General features: G+C 62.3%; 18 protein-coding genes and 3 tRNA genes. 10 read left to right on the top strand and 11 right to left on the bottom strand.

What is annotated here, in order from left to right; genetic code table 11:
- Positions 1 to 12: 12 nt before the first annotated feature.
- The gene (rpsB, locus tag AC4BBN_RS14345) at positions 13 to 765 is read right to left on the bottom strand and encodes a 30S ribosomal protein S2 (RefSeq protein ID WP_490592642.1); all 753 of its coding nucleotides are present in this window, start codon (positions 763 to 765) and stop codon (positions 13 to 15) included.
- A 175-nt stretch (positions 766 to 940) separates the two neighbouring features.
- Between rpsB and AC4BBN_RS14340 the strand changes: the two genes are divergently transcribed.
- The 3 genes from AC4BBN_RS14340 (at position 941) to AC4BBN_RS14330 (ending at position 5,141) form a co-directional block, all read left to right on the top strand.
- Entirely contained in the window at positions 941 to 2,311 is a 1,371-nt protein-coding gene (locus AC4BBN_RS14340) for an amidase (protein WP_490592641.1), read from the top strand.
- Positions 2,312 to 2,404: 93 nt separating this feature from the next.
- Positions 2,405 to 3,658, top strand: a complete 1,254-nt coding sequence (locus tag AC4BBN_RS14335; RefSeq protein ID WP_490592640.1) for a D-amino acid dehydrogenase — start codon at positions 2,405 to 2,407, stop codon at positions 3,656 to 3,658.
- A 4-nt stretch (positions 3,659 to 3,662) separates the two neighbouring features.
- Entirely contained in the window at positions 3,663 to 5,141 is a 1,479-nt protein-coding gene (locus AC4BBN_RS14330; protein WP_490592639.1) for an NAD(P)H-hydrate dehydratase, read from the top strand.
- 34 nt (positions 5,142 to 5,175) lie between these two features.
- Here the strand turns inward: AC4BBN_RS14330 and AC4BBN_RS14325 are convergent, their stop codons facing one another.
- Complete coding sequence (locus tag AC4BBN_RS14325; protein ID WP_490592638.1) at positions 5,176 to 5,931, bottom strand: SDR family oxidoreductase; 756 nt, start codon at positions 5,929 to 5,931, stop codon at positions 5,176 to 5,178.
- A gap of 13 nt (positions 5,932 to 5,944) precedes the next feature.
- Entirely contained in the window at positions 5,945 to 8,227 is a 2,283-nt protein-coding gene (gene rnr / locus AC4BBN_RS14320) for a ribonuclease R (RefSeq protein WP_490592637.1), read from the bottom strand.
- Between the two features lie 161 nt (positions 8,228 to 8,388).
- Between rnr and AC4BBN_RS14315 the strand changes: the two genes are divergently transcribed.
- Positions 8,389 to 8,473, top strand: a tRNA-Leu gene (locus tag AC4BBN_RS14315).
- Between the two features lie 95 nt (positions 8,474 to 8,568).
- Positions 8,569 to 8,653 (top strand) — tRNA-Leu (locus tag AC4BBN_RS14310).
- A 104-nt stretch (positions 8,654 to 8,757) separates the two neighbouring features.
- Here the strand turns inward: AC4BBN_RS14310 and rimO are convergent.
- From rimO to AC4BBN_RS14275, 7 genes are all read right to left on the bottom strand, one after another.
- Entirely contained in the window at positions 8,758 to 10,149 is a 1,392-nt protein-coding gene (gene rimO, locus AC4BBN_RS14305; protein ID WP_490592636.1) for a 30S ribosomal protein S12 methylthiotransferase RimO, read from the bottom strand.
- A 28-nt stretch (positions 10,150 to 10,177) separates the two neighbouring features.
- Positions 10,178 to 10,711, bottom strand: coding sequence for a polyhydroxyalkanoate synthesis repressor PhaR (gene phaR, locus AC4BBN_RS14300; RefSeq protein ID WP_490592635.1), 534 nt, complete (start codon positions 10,709 to 10,711; stop codon positions 10,178 to 10,180).
- Positions 10,712 to 10,893: 182 nt separating this feature from the next.
- A tRNA-Val gene (locus AC4BBN_RS14295) sits at positions 10,894 to 10,970 on the bottom strand.
- Between the two features lie 60 nt (positions 10,971 to 11,030).
- Positions 11,031 to 13,274: a RelA/SpoT family protein gene (locus AC4BBN_RS14290; RefSeq protein WP_490592634.1), complete on the bottom strand. Its 2,244-nt coding sequence runs from the start codon at positions 13,272 to 13,274 to the stop codon at positions 11,031 to 11,033.
- Positions 13,275 to 13,287: 13 nt separating this feature from the next.
- Positions 13,288 to 14,208, bottom strand: a complete 921-nt coding sequence (locus tag AC4BBN_RS14285; protein WP_490592633.1) for an alpha/beta fold hydrolase — start codon at positions 14,206 to 14,208, stop codon at positions 13,288 to 13,290.
- Positions 14,209 to 14,361: 153 nt separating this feature from the next.
- Positions 14,362 to 15,588 (bottom strand): SUMF1/EgtB/PvdO family nonheme iron enzyme, encoded by a 1,227-nt coding sequence (locus AC4BBN_RS14280; RefSeq protein ID WP_490592632.1) that lies wholly within the window; start codon positions 15,586 to 15,588, stop codon positions 14,362 to 14,364.
- A gap of 60 nt (positions 15,589 to 15,648) precedes the next feature.
- Positions 15,649 to 16,797 (bottom strand): carboxylate-amine ligase, encoded by a 1,149-nt coding sequence (locus tag AC4BBN_RS14275; RefSeq protein WP_490592631.1) that lies wholly within the window; start codon positions 16,795 to 16,797, stop codon positions 15,649 to 15,651.
- 422 nt (positions 16,798 to 17,219) lie between these two features.
- Between AC4BBN_RS14275 and AC4BBN_RS14270 the strand changes: the two genes are divergently transcribed.
- Genes AC4BBN_RS14270 through AC4BBN_RS14260 form a run of 3 tightly spaced genes read left to right on the top strand, consistent with a single transcriptional unit; the run spans position 17,220 to position 19,801 of the window.
- Entirely contained in the window at positions 17,220 to 17,759 is a 540-nt protein-coding gene (locus tag AC4BBN_RS14270) for a TRAP transporter small permease subunit (protein ID WP_490592630.1), read from the top strand.
- A 41-nt stretch (positions 17,760 to 17,800) separates the two neighbouring features.
- Positions 17,801 to 19,327 (top strand): TRAP transporter large permease, encoded by a 1,527-nt coding sequence (locus tag AC4BBN_RS14265; protein ID WP_490592629.1) that lies wholly within the window; start codon positions 17,801 to 17,803, stop codon positions 19,325 to 19,327.
- 3 nt (positions 19,328 to 19,330) lie between these two features.
- Complete coding sequence (locus AC4BBN_RS14260; protein ID WP_490592628.1) at positions 19,331 to 19,801, top strand: hypothetical protein; 471 nt, start codon at positions 19,331 to 19,333, stop codon at positions 19,799 to 19,801.
- Between the two features lie 165 nt (positions 19,802 to 19,966).
- Here the strand turns inward: AC4BBN_RS14260 and AC4BBN_RS14255 are convergent, their stop codons facing one another.
- The gene (locus tag AC4BBN_RS14255; protein ID WP_490592627.1) at positions 19,967 to 21,049 is read right to left on the bottom strand and encodes a TRAP transporter substrate-binding protein; all 1,083 of its coding nucleotides are present in this window, start codon (positions 21,047 to 21,049) and stop codon (positions 19,967 to 19,969) included.
- A gap of 339 nt (positions 21,050 to 21,388) precedes the next feature.
- On the opposite strand from AC4BBN_RS14255, the gene AC4BBN_RS14250 reads away from it, so the two are divergent.
- Together AC4BBN_RS14250 and AC4BBN_RS14245 are read left to right on the top strand one after the other, a co-directional pair.
- Complete coding sequence (locus tag AC4BBN_RS14250; RefSeq protein ID WP_490592626.1) at positions 21,389 to 22,285, top strand: TauD/TfdA dioxygenase family protein; 897 nt, start codon at positions 21,389 to 21,391, stop codon at positions 22,283 to 22,285.
- A gap of 7 nt (positions 22,286 to 22,292) precedes the next feature.
- Positions 22,293 to 23,291, top strand: a complete 999-nt coding sequence (locus AC4BBN_RS14245) for an ABC transporter substrate-binding protein (RefSeq protein WP_490592625.1) — start codon at positions 22,293 to 22,295, stop codon at positions 23,289 to 23,291.
- Position 23,292: the final 1 nt, after the last annotated feature.

Here is a 23,292-nt window from a genome sequence, read left to right as displayed (position 1 = left end):
ATGGAGAAGCGCTTAGGCAGCGGCTTCGCTCACTTCCACGAATTCGTCGGCAGTTTCAGCAGCCACGGCCTTGACCACATCGCTGGCGGCGTTGTTACGGCCTTCGATGATGGCGTCAGCGATGCCACGGGCGTACAAAGTGACAGCCTTGGAGGAGTCATCGTTGCCTGGGATCACGTAGTCAATGCCTTCTGGCGAGTGGTTGGTATCGACCACGCCGATCAGCGGGATGCCCAGCTTGCGGGCTTCAGCGATGGCGATCTTGTGGTAGCCAACGTCGATCACGAAGATTGCATCTGGCAGGGTGGTCATGTCTTGGATGCCACCGATGTCTTTTTCCAGCTTGGCCATTTCGCGGGCAAACATCAGCTGTTCTTTCTTGCTCATGCTGTCCAGACCGGCTTCTTGCTGGATCTTCATGTCTTTCAGACGCTTGATCGAGGTCTTGACCGTCTTGAAGTTGGTCAACATACCGCCCAACCAGCGTTGGTCAACGAAAGGCACGCCAGCACGGGCTGCTTCACCGGCGACGATTTCGCGGGCTTGGCGCTTGGTGCCGACCATCAGGATGGTGCCACGGTTGGCGGTCAGTTGCTTGGCAAACTTGGCCGCGTCCTGGAACATCGGCAGCGATTTTTCCAGGTTGATGATGTGAATTTTGTTGCGGTGACCGAAGATGAACGGGGCCATCTTGGGGTTCCAGAAGCGGGTTTGGTGACCAAAATGGACGCCGGCTTCTAACATTTCGCGCATGGTGACAGACATGGAGTTCTCCGTAAGGTTGTGTCTAAAATTCAGTCCGATTTGCAACTGTTTTGAGATACTCAAAATCAGCGCAACACCTTGAATGGACTGGTTTGCGATTAGTTTTACTGCAACAGTCAAACGATTCTGACCGATCAGCAAAACCCAAGGAGTGTAGCACGCTCCACGCCACACCATGCATACAGACCTTGTCGCCTCCCGCCTGAAGCTGCAATCGCAGCAGTCCACGCCCCCGAAGGAACTGGAACGCTCGATAGCCATCGCCCAGTCAGACGCATGCAAAAGCGCTTTTCTGCACACCCGCTTTGATACCGCCCGCAGCGTGGCCGCACAGCCCCGCATCATAGAAACACCGCTGGCCGGCCTGGCGGTGTCGGTCAAAGACCTGTTCGATGTAGCGGGCGAGGTCAGCACCGCTGGCTCCACGGTGATGGCCGACCGCCCCGCCGCCACCGCCGACTGCCCCGCCGTGGCCCGCCTGCAGGCCGCTGGCGGCGCCATCCTGGGCCGTACCCACATGGTGGAGTTCGCCTTTTCCGGCGTGGGCACCAACCCGCACTTCGACACACCAGCCGCCTGGGATGGCCGCTACAACCAGCCTGCAGGCGCCCGCACTGTCGGTCCTGTTGCGCGGGTGCCGGGCGGCTCGTCTTCGGGCGCGGCAGTATCGGTAGCCACCGGCGCGGCTTTCATCGGCCTGGGCTCGGATACCGGCGGCTCGATCCGCATCCCAGCCGCGCTGAATGGCATCGTGGGGTTCAAAAGCACAGCCCGGCTGGTACCCACGACCGGCGCCATCCCCTTGTCCAGCACGCTGGACACAGTCTGCGCGCTGACCCGCAGCACGCGCGACGCGGTGCTGGCACATGAAATCCTGGCTCAGCGCAGCGTTGCGCTCAGCGATGCACCGCTGTCGCAATACCGCATTGCGGTGGCCAACAACATCCTGCTGGACCAGATGGACTCCACCGTGGCCCGCGCCTTCGCGCGCGCGCTGCAGCGCCTGCGCGATGCCGGTGCCACCCTGGTAGAGCTCCCGCTGGAGCCGCTCAACGCGCTGGCGCGCATCCAGCAAACCGGCGGCTTCTCGGCGGTCGAGTCGTATATCTGGCACCGCCCTCTGCTGAGCCGTGGTCCGCTCACACGCGCCGCCTACGACCCCCGGGTGCTGGTGCGCATAGAGCGCGGAGCGCAGATGCGGGCTTTCGAGTATTTCGAGCTGGTAGAAGCCCGTGCCGCCTGGATCACGCAAATGGAGTCCGCCCTGCGCGGCTTTGACGCCGTGGTCTCGCCCACCGTGCCCATCTTGGCGCCGCCCATCTCGCACATGGCACCGGGCACGGAGCGCGACGACGCCTTCTTCCACGCCAACGGCCTGTTGCTGCGCAATACCAGCGTGGTGAACATGCTGGACGGCTGTGCCATCTCGCTGCCCTGCCATACGCAAGACGAACTGCCTGTGGGCCTGATGCTGTGGAGCACCGCGATGCGCGATGATGCCCTGCTGAGCCTGGCCTTAAAAGCCGAGGCCACACTACAGTTTTGATAGCTGCTCGCGCAGACAATATCTGCGCCATAGCCACATTTCTTATAAAAACAAGGTCCCCATGCATGTCGTGAAGATGCGGATGTTTTCCGCATGAAAGTTGCCATCATTGGCGCCGGAGTCATCGGCGTCAGCACAGCCTATGAGTTGGCCGCCGACGGTCACGAAGTCACCGTTTTCGAGCGCCGCAGCGCCGCAGCCGAAGAAACCAGCTTTGCCAACGCCGGCATCATCGCGCCCGGCGACATCACCCCCTGGGCGGCCCCGGGCATGCCGGGCAAGATGTTCAAAAGCCTGTTCCAGCGCCACGCCCCGCTGCAGCTGGGTCTGCGCCTGTCCACCAGCGACCTGGCCTGGATGTGGAAGTGGCGCCGCGCCTGCAAGCTCGATACCCACCTGGCCAACCGGAGCCGCCTGCAACGCCTGGCCTTCTACAGCCGCGAACGTCTGCACGCGCTGGCCCACACGCTGCGCCTGGAATACGACCGCAGCGACGGCTATATGGTGCTGCTGCGCACCGCGCAGGACGCCGCCATGGCCGAGCCCGGCCTGCAGCTGCTGCGCGATGCGGGTGTGCGCTTCCAGCAGATCGACGTGGCTGCGGCACGCAGCATCGAGCCCGCGCTGTGCGCCGAAACCGACTTCTTCGGCGCCATCCACCTGCCGGACGACGAGGTGGGCAACTGCCGCCAGTTCACCATGCTGCTCAAGGCCGCAGCCCAGCAGCTGGGTGCAAAATTTGAGTTCAATCGCACGGTAGCGCAGATAAATCCTGCGCCAGCAGCTACTGTTTCCATAGCAAACGAGACCACGCCCCGGCGTTTCGACGCGGTGGTGGTCTGCGCCGGCATGGCCTCCGCCGCCCTGCTCAAGCCGCTGGGTGTGCGCATCCCGCTGGCGGCGGTGTACGGCTATTCGCTCACCGCCAACATCCGCGAGCCGCTGAACGCCCCGGTCAGCGCCGTGATGGACGAACACTACAAAGTCGCCATCTCGCGCATGGGCCAGCGCGTGCGCGTGTCTGGCAGCGCCGAGCTCGGTGGCCAGCCCGACACCAAAAACCCCGCCGCCATCGCCACCCTGTACAAGGTGCTGCACGACTGGTTCCCCGGCGCGGCCCAGCTAGCCAGCAATGTCCAAATCTGGAAAGGCGCCCGCCCCATGCTGCCCGACGGCCCGCCCCTGATCGGTGCCAGCGGCCTGCCCGGCGTCTGGCTCAACCTGGGCCATGGCTCCAGCGGCTGGGCCCTGGCCTGCGGCAGCGCCCGCGCCACCGCCGACCTCGTTGCCGGCAACAGCCCGGCCATCGATATGGAAGGCCTGGGCCTGGAACGCCTGCGAAACTAAGCCCATGCAACGCATCAACGCCGACCAATCGCAGCCTCTGTTCGATACCGCCGCCTCGCGCCGCATCGAAGAGAACGCGCTGGCGGGTCTGCCCGCCAACACCTTGATGCCCCGCGCCGGCCTGGCCGTGGCCCGCCTGGCCCGCGCCCTGGCACCGCATGCGCGCCGCATCTGGGTCGCCTGCGGCCCCGGCAACAACGGCGGCGACGGCTTGGAGGCCGCAGCCCAGATGCAACAGCGCGGCATCCAGGTCGTGGCGACCTGGCTGGGCCAGGAAGCCCGCGCCTCCAGCGACACCCTGGCCGCCCTGGGGCGCGCCCGTGCCGCCGGCGTGCAATTTGCCGATACCCCACCTACCGACCTGGACGCCCAGGACCTGTGCATAGACGCCCTGCTCGGCCTAGGCCAAAGCCGCGCCCCCAGCGGCAGCATGGCCAGCTGGATCGTCGCCATGAACGCCAGTCCGGCACCCACCCTCGCGGTGGACCTGCCCACCGGCCTGCACACAGACACTGGCGCATTTGCTACTAATTCAGTAGCTACCAGCGCAGATGAATCAAGCGCTGCAGCCATTATTCGTGCCGAACACACCCTCAGCCTGTTGACGCTCAAACCCGGCCTGTTCACCGCCCATGGCCGGGACAGCGCAGGCCAGGTCTGGCTGGACGCACTGGGCGTCACACCCGGCGTTGCGGCCAGCGCCCGGCTGCTGGGCGCGCCGCCCGCGCCACAACGCAGCCACGCCAGCCACAAAGGGAGCTACGGCGACGTGGCCGTCATCGGCGGCGCACCCGGCATGACGGGTGCTGCGCTGCTGGCAGCCACCGCCGCCCTGCACCATGGCGCGGGCCGCGTCTTCGTCGGCCTGCTGGACGGCGGTAGCATGCAAGTCCACCCACAGCAACCCGAGCTGATGTTCCGCGCCCCGGGTGCGCTCAAACTGCATGCCTTGGCTGTAGTCTGCGGCTGCGGCGGCGGCGAGGCCGTACGCCCCCTGCTGCCGCGCGTGCTGGGCGAAGCCGCCCGCCTGGTGCTGGACGCCGACGCCTTGAACGCCATCGCCAGCGACACCGCATTGCAAGCCCTGTTGCGCTACCGCGCAGCCCAGGGCCTGCCCACGGTGCTGACGCCGCACCCGCTGGAGGCCGCGCGCCTGCTGGGCTGCACCACACAGCAAATCCAGGCCGACCGCCTGGCCGCCGCCCAGCAGCTGGCCGACCGCTTTGCCTGTGTGGTGGTGCTGAAGGGTTCGGGCACGGTGATCGCGGCGCCGCTGCGAACACCCGCCATCAACCCGACGGGCAACGCCCTGTTGGCCACGGCGGGTACGGGTGATGTGCTGGCAGGCATGGTGGGCGCACGGCTGGCTGCCGGCCAGTACGCCATGGATGCGGCCTGCGATGCGGTCTACATGCACGGGCTGGCAGCGGACGGCTGGCCTGACGGCAAGCTTCTGACGGCCAGCGCGCTGGCGCAGTTCTAGCCGCCCGGCGCAAGGCGACGGAGCAAACGACGGACTAACCCCGGCCCACGAACGGCATCTTTGTCGCCATCACGGTGTGGAACAGCACATTGGCCTCAAGCGGCAGGCTGTCCATATAGAGCACCGACTTGCCTACGATGTTGACGTCCATCACCGGCTCCACCACCATCTCGCCATGGGCTTGCAGAATGCCGGTGGTCATGCGCTGGGTCATATTGGTGGCGGCGTTGCCGATATCGATCTGGCCCACCGCAATATCGTATTTGCGCCCGTCCAGCGCGGCCGACTTGGTCATGCCGCGCACCGCGTGTTTGGTGGCGGTATAGGCAATTGAATTGGGCCGCGGCGTGGTGCTGGAGATGGAGCCGTTGTTGATGATGCGCCCGCCGCGCGGCGTCTGCGCCTTCATCACCCGGAAGGCCTGCTGTATGCACAGAAACATGCCGGTGAAGTTCACATCCACCACGCCCTGCCACTGCGCAAGGCTCAGGTCTTCCAGCAACACGCCCGGCGTGCTGGTGCCGGCATTGTTGAACAGCAGATCGACGCGGCCAAAAGCCTGCACCGTAGCCTCAAACAAGGCCTGCACGGCCGCCGGGTCGGTAACGTCGGTAGGCACTACCAGCGCATTTTGCGCAGCACCGGATTCGGCCTGCACCGCCAGCAAGGCCTCGCTGCGCCGCCCGGCGAGCGCGACACGGTAGCCATCGGCCAGCAAGGCCAGTGCCACAGCCCGGCCAATGCCGCTGCCGGCGCCGGTCACCACGGCGACTTTGGATTGGTTTTCCATCGCCTTCCTTCGCCTATCTGCGGGTACGCGGCTTCTGGGCCTTCTTCTTGGCCGCACCGCCCTTAGCAGGCGCAGCCCCCGAAGATTTTGCCGCCGACTTGGCCGCCTGCACAGGTGTGCGCGGCGCATGGTCACGCGACTGCGACTCCTTGCGGCCGGAGCGCTTGGAAGGCGCGGCCTCGGATTTGGAACGATTCGGGCCCTCACGCTGCACGCCCTTGTCCTTCATGGCGCGGTTGACCAGATCTTCGCCTTCACGGATCAGGCGGAAGTCAATCTTGCGCCCGTCCAGATCGACGCGGCTGACCTGGACCTGCACCCGCGTGCCTATGGAGTAACGGATGCCGGTGCGCTCGCCACGCAGCTCCTGGCGGGCCTCGTCGAACTTGAAGTATTCGCCGCCCAGCTCGGTAATGTGCACCAGGCCTTCCACGTACATAGCGTCCAAGGTGACGAAGATGCCGAAGCCGGTGGCTGCGGTGACCACGCCGCCAAATTCCTCGCCCAGATGCTCACGCATGTATTTGCATTTGAGCCAGGCTTCCACATCGCGGCTGGCCTCATCGGCGCGGCGCTCGTTGGCGCTGCAATGCAGCCCGGCAGCCTGCCAGGCCAGGGTTTCGGGGCTGATCTTCTTGGGTTTCAGATCGGGCTCTGCGACCTTGCCTTGCAGGCGCGCATGGTTGTTCTTACTCAGGCGCTTGGCCAGCTTGGCATGGGCTTCACCCGGGGTGGGCAGCGTAGGCAGCTGGTACTTGCGGTGCGCCAGGATTGCCTTGATGACGCGGTGCACCAGCAGGTCCGGGTAGCGCCGGATCGGGCTGGTGAAGTGGGTATAGGCATCGAACGCCAGGCCGAAGTGCCCGCTGTTGCTGGGCGTGTAAATGGCTTGCTGCATGGAACGCAGCAGCATCGAATGGATTTGCTGCGCGTCAGGCCGGTCTTTGGTGGCCGCCGCAATCGCCTGGAACTCGCCCGGCTTGGGGTCGTCGCTGATCGACATGCCCACGCCGGTGGCCTTCAGGTAGTTGCGCAGAATCTCGATCTTTTCGGGCGTGGGGCCTTCGTGCACACGGAACAGGCCCGGGTGCTTGCCCTGGGCGATGAAGTCGGCGCTGCAGACGTTGGCGGCCAGCATGGCCTCTTCGATCAGCTTATGCGCCTCGTTGCGGGTGCGCGGCACGATTTTTTCAATCCGGCCGTTTTCATCGCAAACGATCTGGGTTTCGGTGGTTTCAAAGTCCACCGCGCCACGCGCCTGGCGCGCCACCAGCAGCGCCCGGTACACATCGTGCAGATTCAGCAGGTCGTTGACACGGTCTTTGCGGCGCAGCGCCTCGGGGCCACGGGTATTGCCCAGAATGGCCGCCACTTCGGTATAGGTGAAGCGCGCATGGCTGTACATCACCGCAGGGTAAAACTGGTAGGCATGCACCTCGCCCTTGGTCGTCACCAGCATGTCGCAGACCATGCACAGACGCTCTACCTCGGGGTTCAGGGAGCACAGGCCGTTGGACAGTTTCTCGGGCAGCATGGGAATGACGCGGCGCGGGAAATACACGCTGGTGGCACGGTCATACGCATCCACGTCGATGGCCGAGCCGGTTTCCACGTAGTTGCTGACATCAGCAATCGCCACCAGCAAACGCCAGCCCTTGCTGCGACCGACCTTGGCAGGTTCACAGTACACAGCGTCGTCGAAGTCGCGCGCATCTTCGCCGTCGATGGTGACCAGGGGCACATCGGTCAGATCGACGCGGTTCTTCTTGTCTTGCGGCCGCACCTTGTCCGGCAAGGTACGCGCCAGGGCAATACAAGCATCGGAGAACACATGCGGCACATCGTATTTGCGCACCGCGATTTCGATTTCCATACCGGGGTCGTCCACCTCGCCCAGCACTTCCTTGACGCGCCCCACCGGCTGGCCGAACAAAGCGGGCGGCTCGGTGAGTTCAACCACGACCACCTGGCCGGGCTTGGCGCTACCAATGGCCGTCTTGGGGATCAATACATCCTGGCCATAACGCTTGTCTTCAGGAGCCACCAGCCAGATGCCGCTTTCTTGCAACAGACGACCAATGATGGGCTGGACCGGGCGTTCAATGATCTCCACTACCCTGCCCTCGGGGCGGCCCTTGCGGTCGCTGCGCACGATGCGGGCCTTGACCCGGTCCTTGTGCAGCACAGCGCGCATTTCATTGGAGGGCAGATAGATATCCGACTCACCGTCATCGCGCAGTACAAACCCGTGTCCATCGCGGTGTCCCTGGATGGTGCCTTCGATCTCGTCCAGCAAGCCGCTGGTATGACTGGTCGTTTTGATAAGGATTCTCTCTTTCTGGTTTACCCAAAGGGTAGCAGAGCACGGCAGGCAGTGGAAAAAACTGCGGATTTCATCAAGCCTTCAACCCGCGAGTCAAAAACGCTGTTTTTCCCATGTTATACTTTAACTCGTGGGCCCAGATGGCGAAATTGGTAGACGCACTGTGTTCAGGTCGCAGCGCCGCAAGGCGTGCTGGTTCGAGTCCAGTTCTGGGCACCACACCTTATCTCGAACAAAAACCGCTAAATTATTGGCGGTTTTTTTCTGGTTAAAAATCTGCAAACTACCTATTGCAGATGGTTAGAGTTTAGTGGGCCCAGATGGCGAAATTGGTAGACGCACTGTGTTCAGGTCGCAGCGCCGCAAGGCGTGCTGGTTCGAGTCCAGTTCTGGGCACCACAACTTACTCGGAAAAAGCCGCTAAGAAGTTAGCGGCTTTTTTTTGCGCGTCTTTTCCCGGCACTACTCCCCCGCACTGCATGGGCAATGCGGGGAAATCAAAACTAGATTGGCAATGCCACCAGATCGTGCCCTTGCGTGCCCACAATCCGCGCCTTGGTGAACTCACCCACCTTTAAGGTTTTGCTAATCTTCTCAGGGGGCAGCAATCGCACAATGCCATCAATCTCTGGCGCATCCGCGTAACTACGGCCAACCCCACCCTTCTTACCCAAGCCCGGCGCCGAATCCACCAACACCTGCATGGTGCTACCAACACGCTTGAGCAGCTTGTTCGCCGAGATCTCTTCCGCCACCGCCATGAAGCGCGCACGGCGCTCTTCGCGCAACTCCAATGGCAGCATGCCGGGAATATCGTTGGCCGCGGCGCCATCCACCGGGCTATAGGCAAAACAACCCGCGCGATCGATCTGGGCTTCACGCATGAAGTCCAACAAATGGGAAAACTCCTCTTCCGTCTCGCCAGGGAATCCCGCAATAAAAGTGCTGCGGATAACCAGCTCAGGGCAAATCTCGCGCCAGCGCTGGATGCGCTCCAGATTCTTTTCACCGCTGGCGGGACGCTTCATGCGCTTGAGCACGTCTGGATGGCTGTGCTGCAAAGGCACATCCAAATAGGGCAGAACGCGACCAGTCGCCATCAAGGGCAGGATGTCGTCCACGCTGGGGTACGGATAAACGTAGTGCAAGCGCACCCAGGCACCATAGGGCTCAGCAATATCCGCCAAAGTTTGCACCAGCTCCAACATGCGGGTCTTGACTGGCTTGCCATCCCAGAAACCGGTGCGGTATTTCACATCCACACCATAGGCCGAAGTATCCTGGCTGATCACCAGCAACTCCTTCACGCCGCCTTCGAACAAGGCCTTCGCATCGCTCAGCACGTCGCCAATCGAGCGCGAAACCAGGTCGCCGCGCATGGACGGAATGATGCAAAAGGTGCATCGGTGGTTGCAACCTTCGCTGATCTTCAGATATGCGTAGTGGCGAGGCGTGAGCTTGATACCCGCGCTGCCGAACGCATTGGGCACCAGATCCAGAAACGGGTCGTGCGGCTTGGGCAGGTTGGCATGTACGGCATCCATCACCTCTTGCGTGGCATGTGGTCCAGTAACAGCTAGCACACTGGGATGCATTTCACGCACCAGGTTGCCACCGGAATCCCCGGCCTTGGCACCCAAACAACCCGTCACGATCACCCGACCATTGGCAGCCAAGGCTTCGCCGATGGTGTCCAGGCTCTCCTTCACCGCATCGTCGATAAAGCCGCAGGTGTTGACGATCACCAGATCGGCACCCTCGAAGGTCTTGGAGGTTTGGTAACCCTCGGCGCTCAGCTGGGTGAGGATCAACTCGGAGTCCGTCAGCGCCTTGGGGCAGCCCAAGCTGACAAATCCAACTTTGGGTGTGTGGGTGGGGGAAATTACTTCAGTCATCCCCCTATTGTCGCCGCGCCGGGGAAATTCAGGGCTTCAAGCCAAAGCTGCCCAGCATTTGCTCGGTCTGGCGTTGCATTTGCTCCTGCATTTGCACGAAGATATTTTTGGACTGCTCCACATAAGCACCCATCATGCCCTGCATCACGGGGGATGGCATTTTCAACATCTGCGCCCAGGCCTCTGGTGTGACGCCCTTGGCCTGCTCACCCATCTTGGACTGCAAATCCATAAAAGTTTGCACATTCTTTTCCAAATAGGGCCCCAAAAAACCCTGCATAGTGTTGCCGTAAAAACGAATGATGTTGGCCAGTACCTGCTCGGTTAACAAGGGCGCGCCACCCGCCTCTTCTTCCAGAATTATCTGCAGAAAAATAGCGCGCGTCAGATCCTCACCAGTTTTGGCATCGCGCACCTGCACCGGCACGTGCTGCATCACCAACTTTTTGACTTCTGCCAGGGTGATATAGGTGGAAGTATCGGTATCGTAGAGACGCCGATTGGGGTATTTCTTAATGACGCGGTGCGCCGGTTTATCGCTATCGGGAGGGTTGCTCGGCACTGCGGTCCTTGGTGGTCAATAGTCTTGCTGCGTGCACTGTACTGCACCGCAACATATTGTAAAAAAACCACCTCGCAATCAGTGTCAAGGATTACCCTGAACAGATTGCACCGCGCAATGTACGGCGGCACAAATAAAAAAGGCCTAGCGGTTAAGCTAGGCCTTTTTTACTACCAAATTATTGGTAGGCGCGATTGGACTCGAACCAACGACCCCCACCATGTCAAGGTGGTGCTCTAACCAGCTGAGCTACGCGCCTAAGGATGCATTCGAGACCACGAGTATAGCACGGGTTTTTTGCAATTCTGCGCACTCGCCATTATTTGCGTCGTGCGGAGCGTACGCCCACCACTTCCGACACCACGCCCAACACCTTATTGAGTCGCGCCGCGTCGGCCACTTCCACTGTGAACGTCATCCACGCCGTGCCCTTGACGGACTGGGTCTGCACGCCGATCACGTTCATCTTCTCCTTGGTGAACACTTCCGAAATATCGCGCAACAAGCCCTGGCGATCCGCAGCCTGCACAGCCACATCGACCGGGTAGACGGCGGCGTGTTCCTTCTTGTCACTGCCCCACTCCACCGGAATCACGCGCTCGCCATTGCGGGCAGACATTTCGCGGAAGTTGCTGCAGTCGGCGCGGTGGATGCTGACGCCCTTGCCACGCGTGACAAAGCCCAGAATCGGGTCCGGTGGCGCGGGCTTGCAGCATTTGGCCAACTGGGTCATCAGCGAATCCACGCCGACCACCAACACCCCGCCTTTAGGCGACTTCTCGGTGTTGCGGGACTTTTTGAGCAGCAGGAAGTCGTCCTGCGGCAGCACCGGCTCGGGCGGGCGCAGCAGGGTCTCAATGCTGCGCAGCGAGAACTCGTCCTTGCCCACCACCTCGAACAAATCGTCTGCCGACTTGAAGCCCAGGCGAGCTGCCAGGTCGTCCAGCTTGATGGAGGTTTTGCCCTCGCGTTGCAACAGTTTTTCCACCGCTTCACGGCCCCGTGCCACGGTGGTGTGGATGGCCATGGCATTGAACCAGGCGCGGGCCTTGGCACGGGCACGGTGGCTGACCAAGTAGCCTAGCTCGGCATTCAGCCAATCGCGCGACGGGCCGCCTTCCTTGGCGGCCGTGATCTCCACGGTCTGGCCGTTTTGCAAGGGCGTGTTCAAGGGGACTTGCACGCCATCCACCTTGGCTCCCCGGCAACGATGGCCCAGGCTGGTGTGCAAGCTGTAGGCAAAGTCCACCGCCGTGGCGCCCGCAGGCAACTCGACTACCGCCGCATCAGGCGTCAGCACGTAGATGCGGTCGCTGAGTACATGCACATCACCAGCATTCGGTGCAGCGCCAGATAGATCTCGCTCCCAGGCCAGCAGTTGGCGCAGCACGGCGATCTTGGCGTCGTATTCACCGCTGGCGGACACGCCCGCATAGCCCTTGGTTCCGGCCTCTTTGTAGGCCCAGTGCGCGGCCACTCCGTACTCGGCATGCTCGTGCATGGCCTGGGTACGGATCTGTATCTCAATCGGCAAGCAAGCCACACCGTCCACCATTTGCTGCACCACGGTGTGCAGCGACTGGTAGCCATTGCCCTTGGGCTTGGCGATGTAGTCGTCAAACTCGTCGGCCATGGGCACGAAGCGGCTGTGCACCCAACCCAGCACGGCGTAGCAATCAGCCACACTGGGCACCACCACGCGCAAGGCCCGTATGTCGAACAGCTGGTCGAAGCCCAGCGACTTGCCGCGCATCTTCTTGACGATGCTGTAGATGTGCTTCGGCCGGCCCTGCACTGTGGCCTGCAGACCCTGGGCGATCAGCTCGGCCTCCAGGGTGGAGCGCAGCTGCTCCATATTGGCCTCGCGCTCCACGCGCTTTTCGTCAAGCAAGCGCGCCACCTGCTTGTAGGTATCGGGCTCGATGAAACGGAACGACAGGTCCTCCATCTCCCACTTGATCTGCCAGATACCCAGGCGGTTGGCTAGCGGAGCGAAGACCTGCAGCGACTCGCGCGCCAGGCGCGGCGATACCGGCGTCTTGCTGGCGGCACAGTAGCGCAAAGTCTGCAGGCGTGAAGCCAGGCGCAGCATGACCACGCGCAAGTCGCGCGAGAAGGCCAGCAGCATCTTGCGCACGTTTTCGGTTTGCGCTGCCGGGTCGTCCGCAGAGTTGGCGGCGCTGTCGGAGCCGCGCGACAGGCGCTGCACGCGCATCAGCTGCGTGGTCTCGACCGCCAGCGCCGCAAAGTTCGCGCCGAAGGCTTTGGCAATCACTTCCTGCGGCTTGTTCAGATGGACGCAGGCGTAGACCAGGTAGCTGGCCGCCTGCATGGCCTCGGAGCCGCCTACCGAGCGAAGGATGGCGGCCACGGCATCGGCATGTTCCAGCGTGTTCTCGCCGCTATCCAACAGCTCTCCGGAAATCAGCGGCTCGGCAAAAGCCCGTGCCCGTGCCAGCGCATTCACCTGCTCGGGCAAGGTCTCGGAAGTAACCGCCACCACATCTGCCAGGCGCTCTTCAGGCGGGCTCGCGGTGGCTTGCACAGTCGGTGCACTTTTCATCCCTAGCTGGTCCTCAGGTAAGCAAAAAACCAACGACTTCGGCAAGCTGCGCGTTGGCAATCAAGGTCGGGGCGTGGCCAACGCCCGCAAACTCCACCAGGCGCGCTTTCGGGCCACGCTGGGTCATGGCATGGGCCGTCGCAGCCGACAACAAATCAGACTGCGCTCCCCGCAGCAGCAAGGTCTGTGCCGTGATGTTGTCGTACAGCTGCCACAGCGCGGCTTCACCCTCGGCCGCAGATGCGGCGCTGAAGCTGCGAAAAGACTCGGCCAGCGCCGGGTCGTAGTGCAGGGTCAGCGCTGGCTCGCCTGGCACCAGGGGTTTGACCATATGGCGCGACAGCTCCAGCCACTGGGCCGGTGTGTGCGGCCCGAAGCTGGACGAGATGGCCCACATCGCATCGGCCGCCTGCTGCAGCGTTTCGAAACGGCCGGTATCGCCCAGGTAGGTGCCGATGCGCTGCAGGGCCGTCCATTCCAGCGCCGGGCCAACGTCGTTCAGCACCAGGCGACGCACCGGTACCGGCAAGGGCAGGCCGGGCGTGCCCAGCACCCCCATGCCGATCAGCCCGCCCATGCTGGTGCCCAGCCAGTCCAGGGTCTGCACCGGGGACTGCTGGTGCAGCTGGGCCAGCAGCGCCAGCATGTCGGCAGCGTAGGTGGGCATTTGGTAGGCCAGCGGGTCTTGCAGCCAATCGCTTTGGCCACGGCCCACCACATCCGGGCAAACCACGCGGGCGCTGCGGCTCAGGGCCTGGGCCAGCACGTCGAAGTCGCGGCCCTGGCGCGTCAGTCCATGCACGCACAGCACGACATGGGGGTTGCTTGGCTCGCCCCATTCCCAGTAGGCCATGCGGTGGCCGCTGGCGTCTGGCGCGTTGCGGGTGGCTGCAGGGCCGGGGCAAGAGACGTAGTGGAGGCGGGGCTCGGTCATGGCAGGCACAGGGTAGAAAGATGGGACCATCCTAATCCATAGCGACACCACGGCGGCATCGCATTGCGCATCACCCCATCACTTTGCAATATATAAAAAATAGGCCGCAAGCGCAGGTAAATACAGCGCCAATAGCTACCATTTATATAGCAATCAAGCAGCACATGAGCGGAAGCCGACAAAACGTACGTCATCACCAGGGAGGGCAAAACCCCGGTGCTTGGGGTGCTTCATGCGCGCACGCGTGGCAAACGACGCGCCACGCATCACCTTGGCGTGGCCAAACCAGGGCACGGAATAGGCCATCCACGGGTCAGCGCTAAAACCGGGCCAGGGCCGGAAGGTGCTGGCTGTCCATTCGTGCACATCCCCCCAATGGAAACCCCTACGGGCCGCATGCATGGCCGCATATTCCCACTCAGCCTCGCTGGGCAGGCGACGCCCGGCCCAGCGGCACCAGGCATCGGCTTCCCACCAGCTCATGTGCATGGCCGGCTGCTGGCCCGCAGCGCGCAGACGCACGCCAAACCGGTTTTGCAGCACAGCGCCGCTGGCCACGCCGATCTGGTCTACATAGCGCGGTGCGCGCCGGCCTTCTTTCTCGTCCATGGCCTGTAGCCAGGCCCAGCCCTCGGGCTGCCACCAGGTGGAATTGTCGTAGCCGCCGTCGTCCACAAACTCCACGTACTGGGCCCAGCTAACGGGCTGCGCGTCGATCTCAAACGCGGGCAGTGCGACCGCGTGCGCCCATTTTTCGTTGTCAAACACAAAGCCGCCCGGCTGCGATCCGAGCTGCCACTGGCAGGCTGGCATCTGCAGCGGTGGCCGCGCGGCCATGCCTGCGGGTGGCTGCAATTGCAGAGGCACGCCGTGCACCTGTGCCAGGGTGATCATTTGCTCGCCGCGCAGGTCTTCATGGAACAGGGCCAGGCGGTAGAAGTACAGCGCGGCGTCGTTGTCGGGCGTCTTCTCCAGCAGCTCCAGCGTGCTCTCCAGCGTTTGCAGCAGGAAGTTCTTGGTGGTAGCCAGGTCTGGCGCGAATGCGGCGCCACGGCCCTCCATCTGCTCCTGGTTCCACCAGATGTCTGCATGGGGCTCTATTGATGCCAGCCGGGTGGGCTGAAAGGCGCATTCCGTACCCCGGCTGCGCTGGGTATTGCGGCCCAGCCAGGCCTCGGCCATCCAGCCGATATGGCCGGCCAGCCAGCGGGGCTGCAAGCCGTACGGCAAGCCCATCTGAGCCGACTCAAACTGGTCCAACAAATGCAGGGTGTGGTTGCGCGCATCCATCAGCGCCAGCGACAGCAGGTCGTGGCCCGCGCTGCGCATGGACGGCGCATCGATAGAGCCCGGCAAGGCCCGTGGCAGGGTGGAGGACATGGACCATTATTCACCCAAATACCCGCATTTGTAACGCCCGCCAACGGGCGCGCCCCAGCTTTACGCTAACAGCCGCGCGCAATGCTCACGCGAGTTGAAGGCATATTCGCGCGGACCGGGCACCCAGTGCGCCATGGCGGGCGAACGGTTGACGATATCGCCCCAGGTGTCACGCATGATGTCGGAGTCCTGCTCCTCGGCCATCAGCTTGTGCAAACTGCGAATTCTGCGTGCATCCGCATCGCACAAGGGTTGCTGCAGCATGCGCTCCACCAAACGGTTGAACCACTTGCGCGCCGGCATCCACTCGCCGACTGCGGGATTGAAGAGGTGGGCATCCATACCGTCGCGGCAAGCCATGAAGCGGCTGACCCGCTCGGTGTTATACGGAATCGGAGTGGCGGCATAACCCAGCTCGCCCTGCAAGGCCAGGGCCGCGCAGGCGCGGGTGAATGCCGCCAGGGACACTGCTTTGCGCACGCTCAGCGGCGTGTCAAACACGCGCACTTCCACCGTGCCGAACTCGGGTTTGGGACGCACGTCCCAGTAAATATCTTTCAAACTTTTGGCCAGGCCGGAGTCGAAAATTTCCTGGGCCACCTTTTCAAACGCGGCCCAGTTCTCCACACGCGGCATAGGGCCACCGTAGGGGTAGACCAACGGCTCCAGCGGGCGCGCAGCGCAAAAGCCGGTATCCACACCTTGCTGAAACGGCGATGCCGCAGACAGGGCAATAAACAACGGGCACAGGCTTTGCAGCACGTTGGCCACTTGGATCGCCTCCTCCTTGCCGGGCACGCCCACGTGCACGTGCATGCCGTAGGTGGAAAAGCGTTTAGGCAGGAAGCCGTACTTGGCATGCAGCTCGGCTGCACGCTCGGTCTCGGTGAACTCGTGCTCGTTCCAGAACTGCAAGATGTGTGTGCCGCCACCGCGCAGGTCGGCACTTTGGCGGCGGGCGATCTGCTTCACGGTGCGCACCAGTTCGCGCGCCTCGTCTTCCATGGCGTCGGCATCTTCGTGCACCGAGGTTGTCACCTCGATGGTGGATTGGGTTGCCTCCAGGGAGAAGCGTTCATGCTCCGGCAGCACTTCCAGTTCGCGCCAGAGCGCGGCACTGCTGGGGGACAGACGGCCGGTGGCGTCGTCCACGATCTGCAGTTCCAGCTCCATGCCGAACGTAAGTGCTTTTGAATGTTGGAAATGCATGTATTGGCTCCTTTTGGGGTGAGTCACTTGAAGGCCAGGCAGCAGTACTGCAGCTGGGCATCTCAAGTTATGGGGGTCAGAATGCCGGTGTGCAAGCAAACCGGGCTCGCAACTTGGTAAGCAATCCGCACAAATGACCCGTTCAGCACCGCCAAGCGACCTGGTTTCCAAAATACAAAAATGCCGCTAGCGCAGATAAATCAAGCGCATTCAGCTACTTTTTAAATAGCACGGCAGCGCTTTACATGCAGAAACAATAAATGCCGACCCTCATCCGCCAGAGGGCCATCTAGGCGTAAACCCGGCCCCTGCCGCGGCATCGGGCGTACGTTACAAAGCTATCATCGTGCGCTGCAAAAAAGCGGCCTCCATCGCCGCAGCCAAGGGCAGCGCCCTATCTTTTTCTGTATCGGAGTGACACCATGTCCGGATTACTCAAGCTTGCCCTCGGCATGGATTGGATCAGCCACCAAATGGGCCGCATTGCCGCCTGGGCGGTGCTGGCCGCAGCCTTTATATCTGCCGGCAACGCCTTCGTGCGCTATGGGCTGGACATCAGCTCCAACGGTTGGCTGGAGATCCAGTGGTATATGTTTGCCATCACCGTGATGCTGGGCGCGCCGGTGGTGCTCAAGCTGAATGAGCATGTGCGCGTGGACATCTTCTACGGCCGACTCAAGGGCCATGCCCCGGTGTATGTGGACCTGTTCGGCCTGGTGTTCTTTCTGATGCCGGTGATGGCCACCATCGCCTGGCTGAGCTGGCCACTGTTCATCGGCATGCTGCGTTCGGGCGAAATGTCGAACAACGCCGGCGGCCTGATTCGCTGGCCCGCCATGATGCTGTTGCCACTGGGTTTCGCGCTGATGTTTCTGCAGGGCCTGGCGGAGGTCATCAAGCGCATCGCCTACCTGCAAGGCAAATTCGAGATGGACACCCACTACGAGAAGCCGGTGCAGTGAGCACTCCAGCCTTCAAGATTTAACGCTTTTCGGGACACAACATGCAGATGGAAAATTTCGCGCCGATGATGTTCGGCGGGCTGGTGCTGATCATGCTGATCGGCTTCCCGGTAGCCTTTTCGCTGTCGGCGCTAGGCATGGCCTCGGGCCTGTTTGCGATCCAGATGGGCTGGTTCCCGGCAGTCTTTATGGAGAACCTGCCCATCAACATCTTCGGCATTTTGTCGAACGACCTGTTGCTGGCAATTCCCTTCTTCACCTTCATGGGTGCCGTGCTGGAAAAATGCGGCCTGGCCGAGGACATGCTGGACTCCATGGGCCAGTTATTCGGCACAGTGAAGGGCGGCCTGGGCTACTCGGTCATCATCGTCGGCTTCATCCTTGGTGCCATCACCGGCACGGTGGCAGGCCAGGTGATTGCCATGGCGCTGATCTCGCTGCCGGTGATGATCCGCTACGGCTACAACATGCGCTACGCCACCGGCGTGCTGGCGGCGTCCGGCACCATCACCCAGTTGGTGCCGCCCTCGCTGGTGCTGATCGTGATGGCCGACCAATTGGGCCGCTCGGTGGGCGACATGTACCGTGGCGCCTGGGGCCCATCCATCCTGCAGGTGCTGATTTTTGCGGGCTACACATTTTTGCTGGGCGTCTTCAAGCCCGACCACATTCCGGGCATCCCCAAAACCGCCCGCACGCTGAGCGGCGCCAAGCTGTGGGCCAAGTGCCTGCGCGGCATCATCCCCTCGGCCGTGCTGATCTTTGCCGTGCTGGGCTCCATGGGCGGCCTGCCGGGCATTGATACCGCCATCGCCACACCGACAGAAGCCGGCGCCATGGGCGTGGTCGGCGCACTGCTGCTGGCCGCTCTGCACCGGCGGCTGACGCTGCCGCTGATCTGGGAGTCCATGGTCAGCACCATGCGGCTGACGGCCATGGTGGTGTTCATTCTGATCGGCGCACGCGTGTTCTCCATGGTCTTCCAGGGCGTGGACGGCGCCAAGTGGGTCGAGCACATGCTGACTGGCCTGCCAGGCGGACAGATCGGCTTCCTGATCGCGGTCAACGTGTTCATCTTCTTCCTGGCCTTCTTCCTGGACTTCTTCGAGATCGCCTTCATCATCCTTCCCATGCTGGGCCCGGTGGCGGCCAAACTGGGCATCGACCTGGTGTGGTTTGGCGTGCTGCTGTGCGTGAACATGCAGACCAGCTTCATGCACCCGCCGTTTGGCTTTGCGCTGTTCTATCTGCGCGGCATTGCCGATACGCTGTTCAAGGAAAAGCGCATCGAGAAGCCGATCCAGTCGAACGACATCTACATGGGCGCCATACCCTGGGTGCTGATGCAGCTGATCCTGGTGGCCATCGTGATCTTTGTGCCGCAGACTGTGACCGTCTTCCTGCCCAAGGAAGAAAAGATCGACACCGAGAAGATCCAGATCGAGGTGCCTGTGGACGATTTGCAAAAGTCCGACAGCGCGGGCGAAAACCCGTTTGGCGATGCCCCCGCAGCAGATGCGCCCACCGATGCAGCATCGGCGCCCACCTCTGAACCCGCGAAGCCCTGAGCCTTGGGTCCCGCTCCTTTCCGTTTCGTGCCGAGCGGCGGCCAGCCGGTGGAAGACACGGCGTTCTCGCCATTGTTCAAGCTGTTGACCACCGCCATCGTGGGCGGCTGCGCGGTCTGGCTGGCGCAACTATTCACCAGTGGAGTGCTGGGCACCGGGCGCACCACCGGCGTGGGGTGGTTCATTGCCGGGCTGGTGCTGATGGCCTGGACCTGGTGGCACATCCTGCGCAGCCGCACCCGCATCAGCTTGGAGGGCCTGCACCAGAGCTGGATCTGGAACAAGCAGTTGGCCTATGACGACCTGGCCTATGGCAAGCTAATACGCGTGCGCGGCCTGGACTGGCTGATCGCCCCGCGCCTCTATGTGCGCACGTTGATGGGCAAGTTCGATGTGTTCTACGGCGCCACGCCGACACTCATAGCCGAATTCGAACGCCTGGTGCGCGAGTTGCAGGAATTCCGCAAGCCATAAAAAACTGCGCCCATGAAAAAACCGCGCCTCGGCGCGGTTTTTCTATTCCAGTGATACCGTGGAACCGGCTTTGCCGGGCCACTGGTATCGCCCACTGCATGTCGCATCGGTTTTATAAACCGATGCGAGGGGGGTTGGCGCAGCGAAGCGCAGCCTGGGGGTGTTCTAGAGTTTTATACTTTGCATATAGCTGTCGAAGCGGCCTTCGGCCACGCGGAACCAGGCCACCTGGTTGCGCTGGAAGGCGCGGAAGTCGGCAAAAATCTTCTTCCACTCGGGGCTCTTGGCATCGTTCTCTTCGTACACGGCCTGGGCCGCCTTGAAGGATGCATCCAGAATGTCCTTGGAGAAAGGCAGCAGCTTGATCTTGGAGCCCAGCAGTTGCTTCAGCGCTTCCGGGTTACGTGCGTCGTACTTGGCCAGCATGTCGACTGCGGCAACGGTGGTGGCGGCTTCCACGATGGCCTTGTTCTCGGGCGACAGCGCATCCAGGGCCTTCTTGTTGATGAAGAAGTCCACCTCGGGACCGCCCTCCCACCAGCCGGGGTAGTAGTAGTTGGGCGCCACTTTGGCAAAGCCCAGCTTCTGATCGTCGTAGGGGCCTACCCATTCGGCCGCGTCGATCGTGCCTTTTTCCAGCGCCTGGTAGATCTCGCCACCAGGCAGGCTTTGGGGCACCACGCCCATCTTGGCCATCACCTCGCCGACCAGGCCGCCGCCCAGGCGCATCTTCAGGCCCTTCAGGTCGGCCACGGTCTTCACTTCCTTGCGGAACCAGCCACCCATCTGCGTGCCGGTATTGCCGCCGGCATAGCTGACCATGCCGTAGTTGGCATAGAACTCGTTCATCAGCTTGCGGCCGTTGCCATGCATCATCCAGGCGTTCATCTGGCGTGCATTCATGCCGAAAGGAATGGCAGCGCCGATGGCAAACGCGGGGTTCTTGCCGTAGAAGTAGTACGGCACGGTGTGGCACATCTCCACCGAACCCTGCTGCACGCCGTCCACCACGCCGAACGGGGGCATCAGCTCGCCGCCGGCATGCACCGAGATTTCAAACTTGCCGCCCGACATGGCTTTCACCGCGTTGGCAAACACCTCGGCCCCGCCGTAAATCGTGTCCAGCGGTTTGGGAAAGCTAGAGGCCAGGCGCCAACGCACGGCGGCCTGGGCGTGTGCTGCAGGCGCCATGCCCGCAGCCAGTACACCCGCAATACCGGAATGTTTGATAAGAGAACGACGGTCCATGAAAAATCTCCCTCCGATGAATAAGTGCAGCCCCGCAGGCGCAGGGGGTAGACGGTAGTCTGCGCAGATTGTAGGGAGGCTTAACAGCCGATTTCGCACGGGTTTTCCCCTGCGCGCACCGGCCCAGAGTGCTACATATTCAATAGCTGCCAGCGCAGATAAGGTGTGCGCCAGCGGGCTATTTCTCTTTTGGCCAACCGTACCGACGCCAGACCCCACATCCCGCTCATATGTTTTGGTAGTTAGCAAACGCCGAATTAATCGTTCTCTTTCCAGCGCAGCCGTCCTACATTCGCCCACACATTCGGTACCCGTGGTACCCATCTGACAAGGCATACGATGACAACGACCCTGGAACGCACACCCACCCACACAGCTACGACGCAAGCACTTGAGATACGCCCTTTCGACGCCCCGCTGGGCGCCGAGGTGCTGGGCCTGGATCTAAGCCGGCCATTGGCTGCCAGTGACTTTGCACGCATCCACCGCGCCCACCTGGAGCACCACGTACTGGTGTTCCGCGACCAGCGCATCACACCGCAGCAGCAGGTGGACTTCAGCGCGCGCTTTGGGCCGCTGCAGATCCACGTGCTGAAGAATTTTCAGCTGCAAAACCACCCGGAAATTCTCGTTGTCTCCAACATCAAGGAAAACGGCCAACCTATCGGCCTGGGCGATGCCGGCGCTTACTGGCACTCTGACCTGTCGTACAAGGAAAAGCCCAGCCTGGGCTCGCTGCTGCACGCACAGGAACTACCCAGCGAAGGCGGCGACACCTTGTTCGCCAACCAGCACACCGCCTGGGACACCCTGCCCGGCGCGTTGCAAAACGCCGTGGCCGGACTGCGCGCCGAGCATTCCTACCTGGCCAAATACGAAGAGCTGCGCGCCCGCAACCCCTGGCGCCCCAAGCTGACGCAAGCCCAGCTGGACGAGGTGCAGCCTGCTGTGCACCCCGTCGTGCGCACCCACCCGGAGAATGGCCGCAGGGCGCTGTTCGTCAGCGAACACTTCACCACCCGCATCGTCGGCATCCCCGAAGACGAAAGCCGCGCCCTGCTGGACGAGTTGTTTGCCCACACCTCCCGCGCCGAGCTGGTCTACCGCCACGTCTGGCAGCCGCACGACATGGTGTTCTGGGACAACCGCTCGGTCACGCACCTAGCCGCCGGCACGCCCGACCACCTACGCCGCAAGCTATTCCGCACCACCATCGAAGGCAATGCGCCTTTTTAAGAACACCATGCCATTCACTCTTACCCGCCTCGTCGCTGGCCTGGCGCTAGCCACGGTAGCGCTCACAGCCCAGGCCGAAGGCCGCATCAGCATCGCCCAGCAATTCGGCATCGGCTACCTGGTGCTCGACGTGGTGCAAGACCAGAAACTGATCGAAAAACACGGCAAGGCCCAGGGCCTGAACATTGATGTGGACTGGACCCAGATCTCTGGCGCCACCGCCATGAACGAAGCCCTGCTGGCCAACGCGCTGGACGTGGTGTCCGCCGGCGTGCCGCCAATGCTGACACTGTGGGACCGCACCAAGGGCCGGCAGAACGTGAAGGCCGTGGCCGCCCTCGGCTCGCTGCCCAACTACCTGATCAGCAACAACCCCAAGGTCAAGACACTGAAAGACCTGGGCGACAAGGACCGCATCGCCGTGCCGGCAGCCGGCACCGGCTTCCAGTCACGCACGCTGCAGATCGAGACCGCCAAGTTGTACGGCAAAGACGACTTCAAGCGCTTCGACACTATCTCGGTGAGCCTGGCCCACCCCGATGCCACTGCCGCGCTGATCGCTGGCGGCTCAGAGATCAACACGCATTTCTCCAGCGCACCCTTCTACTACCAGGCGCTGGAAAACAAGAACGTGCACAAGGTCATCAGCTCGTACGAGATTCTGGGTGGCCCGGCCACGTTCAACGTGCTGTACACCACGCAGAAATTCCACGACGAGAACCCCAAAACCTACAAGGCCTTCTACGCCGCGCTGCTGGAGGCATCGCAGTGGATCAAGGCCAACAAGCCCAAGGCGGCCGAGACCTTCGTCCGCGTGCAGAAGTCCAAGCTGCCGCTGGACTTCGTGCGCAGAATAGTGGAAGACCCGGAAAACGACTTCACCATCTCGCCCTTCCGCACCTATGTCTATGCCGACGAGCTGAACAAACTGGGGGTACTGAAAAACCGCGCCGCTTCGTGGAAGGACTATTTCTTCGAAGAAGCCTACGCCCAGCCGGGCAGCTGAG

The sequence above is a fragment of the Rhodoferax sp. SPJ21 genome (assembly GCF_058216335.1).
The sequence above is the reverse complement of the archived record's forward strand: the minus strand, read 5'-3'. Positions and strand labels throughout refer to the sequence as shown.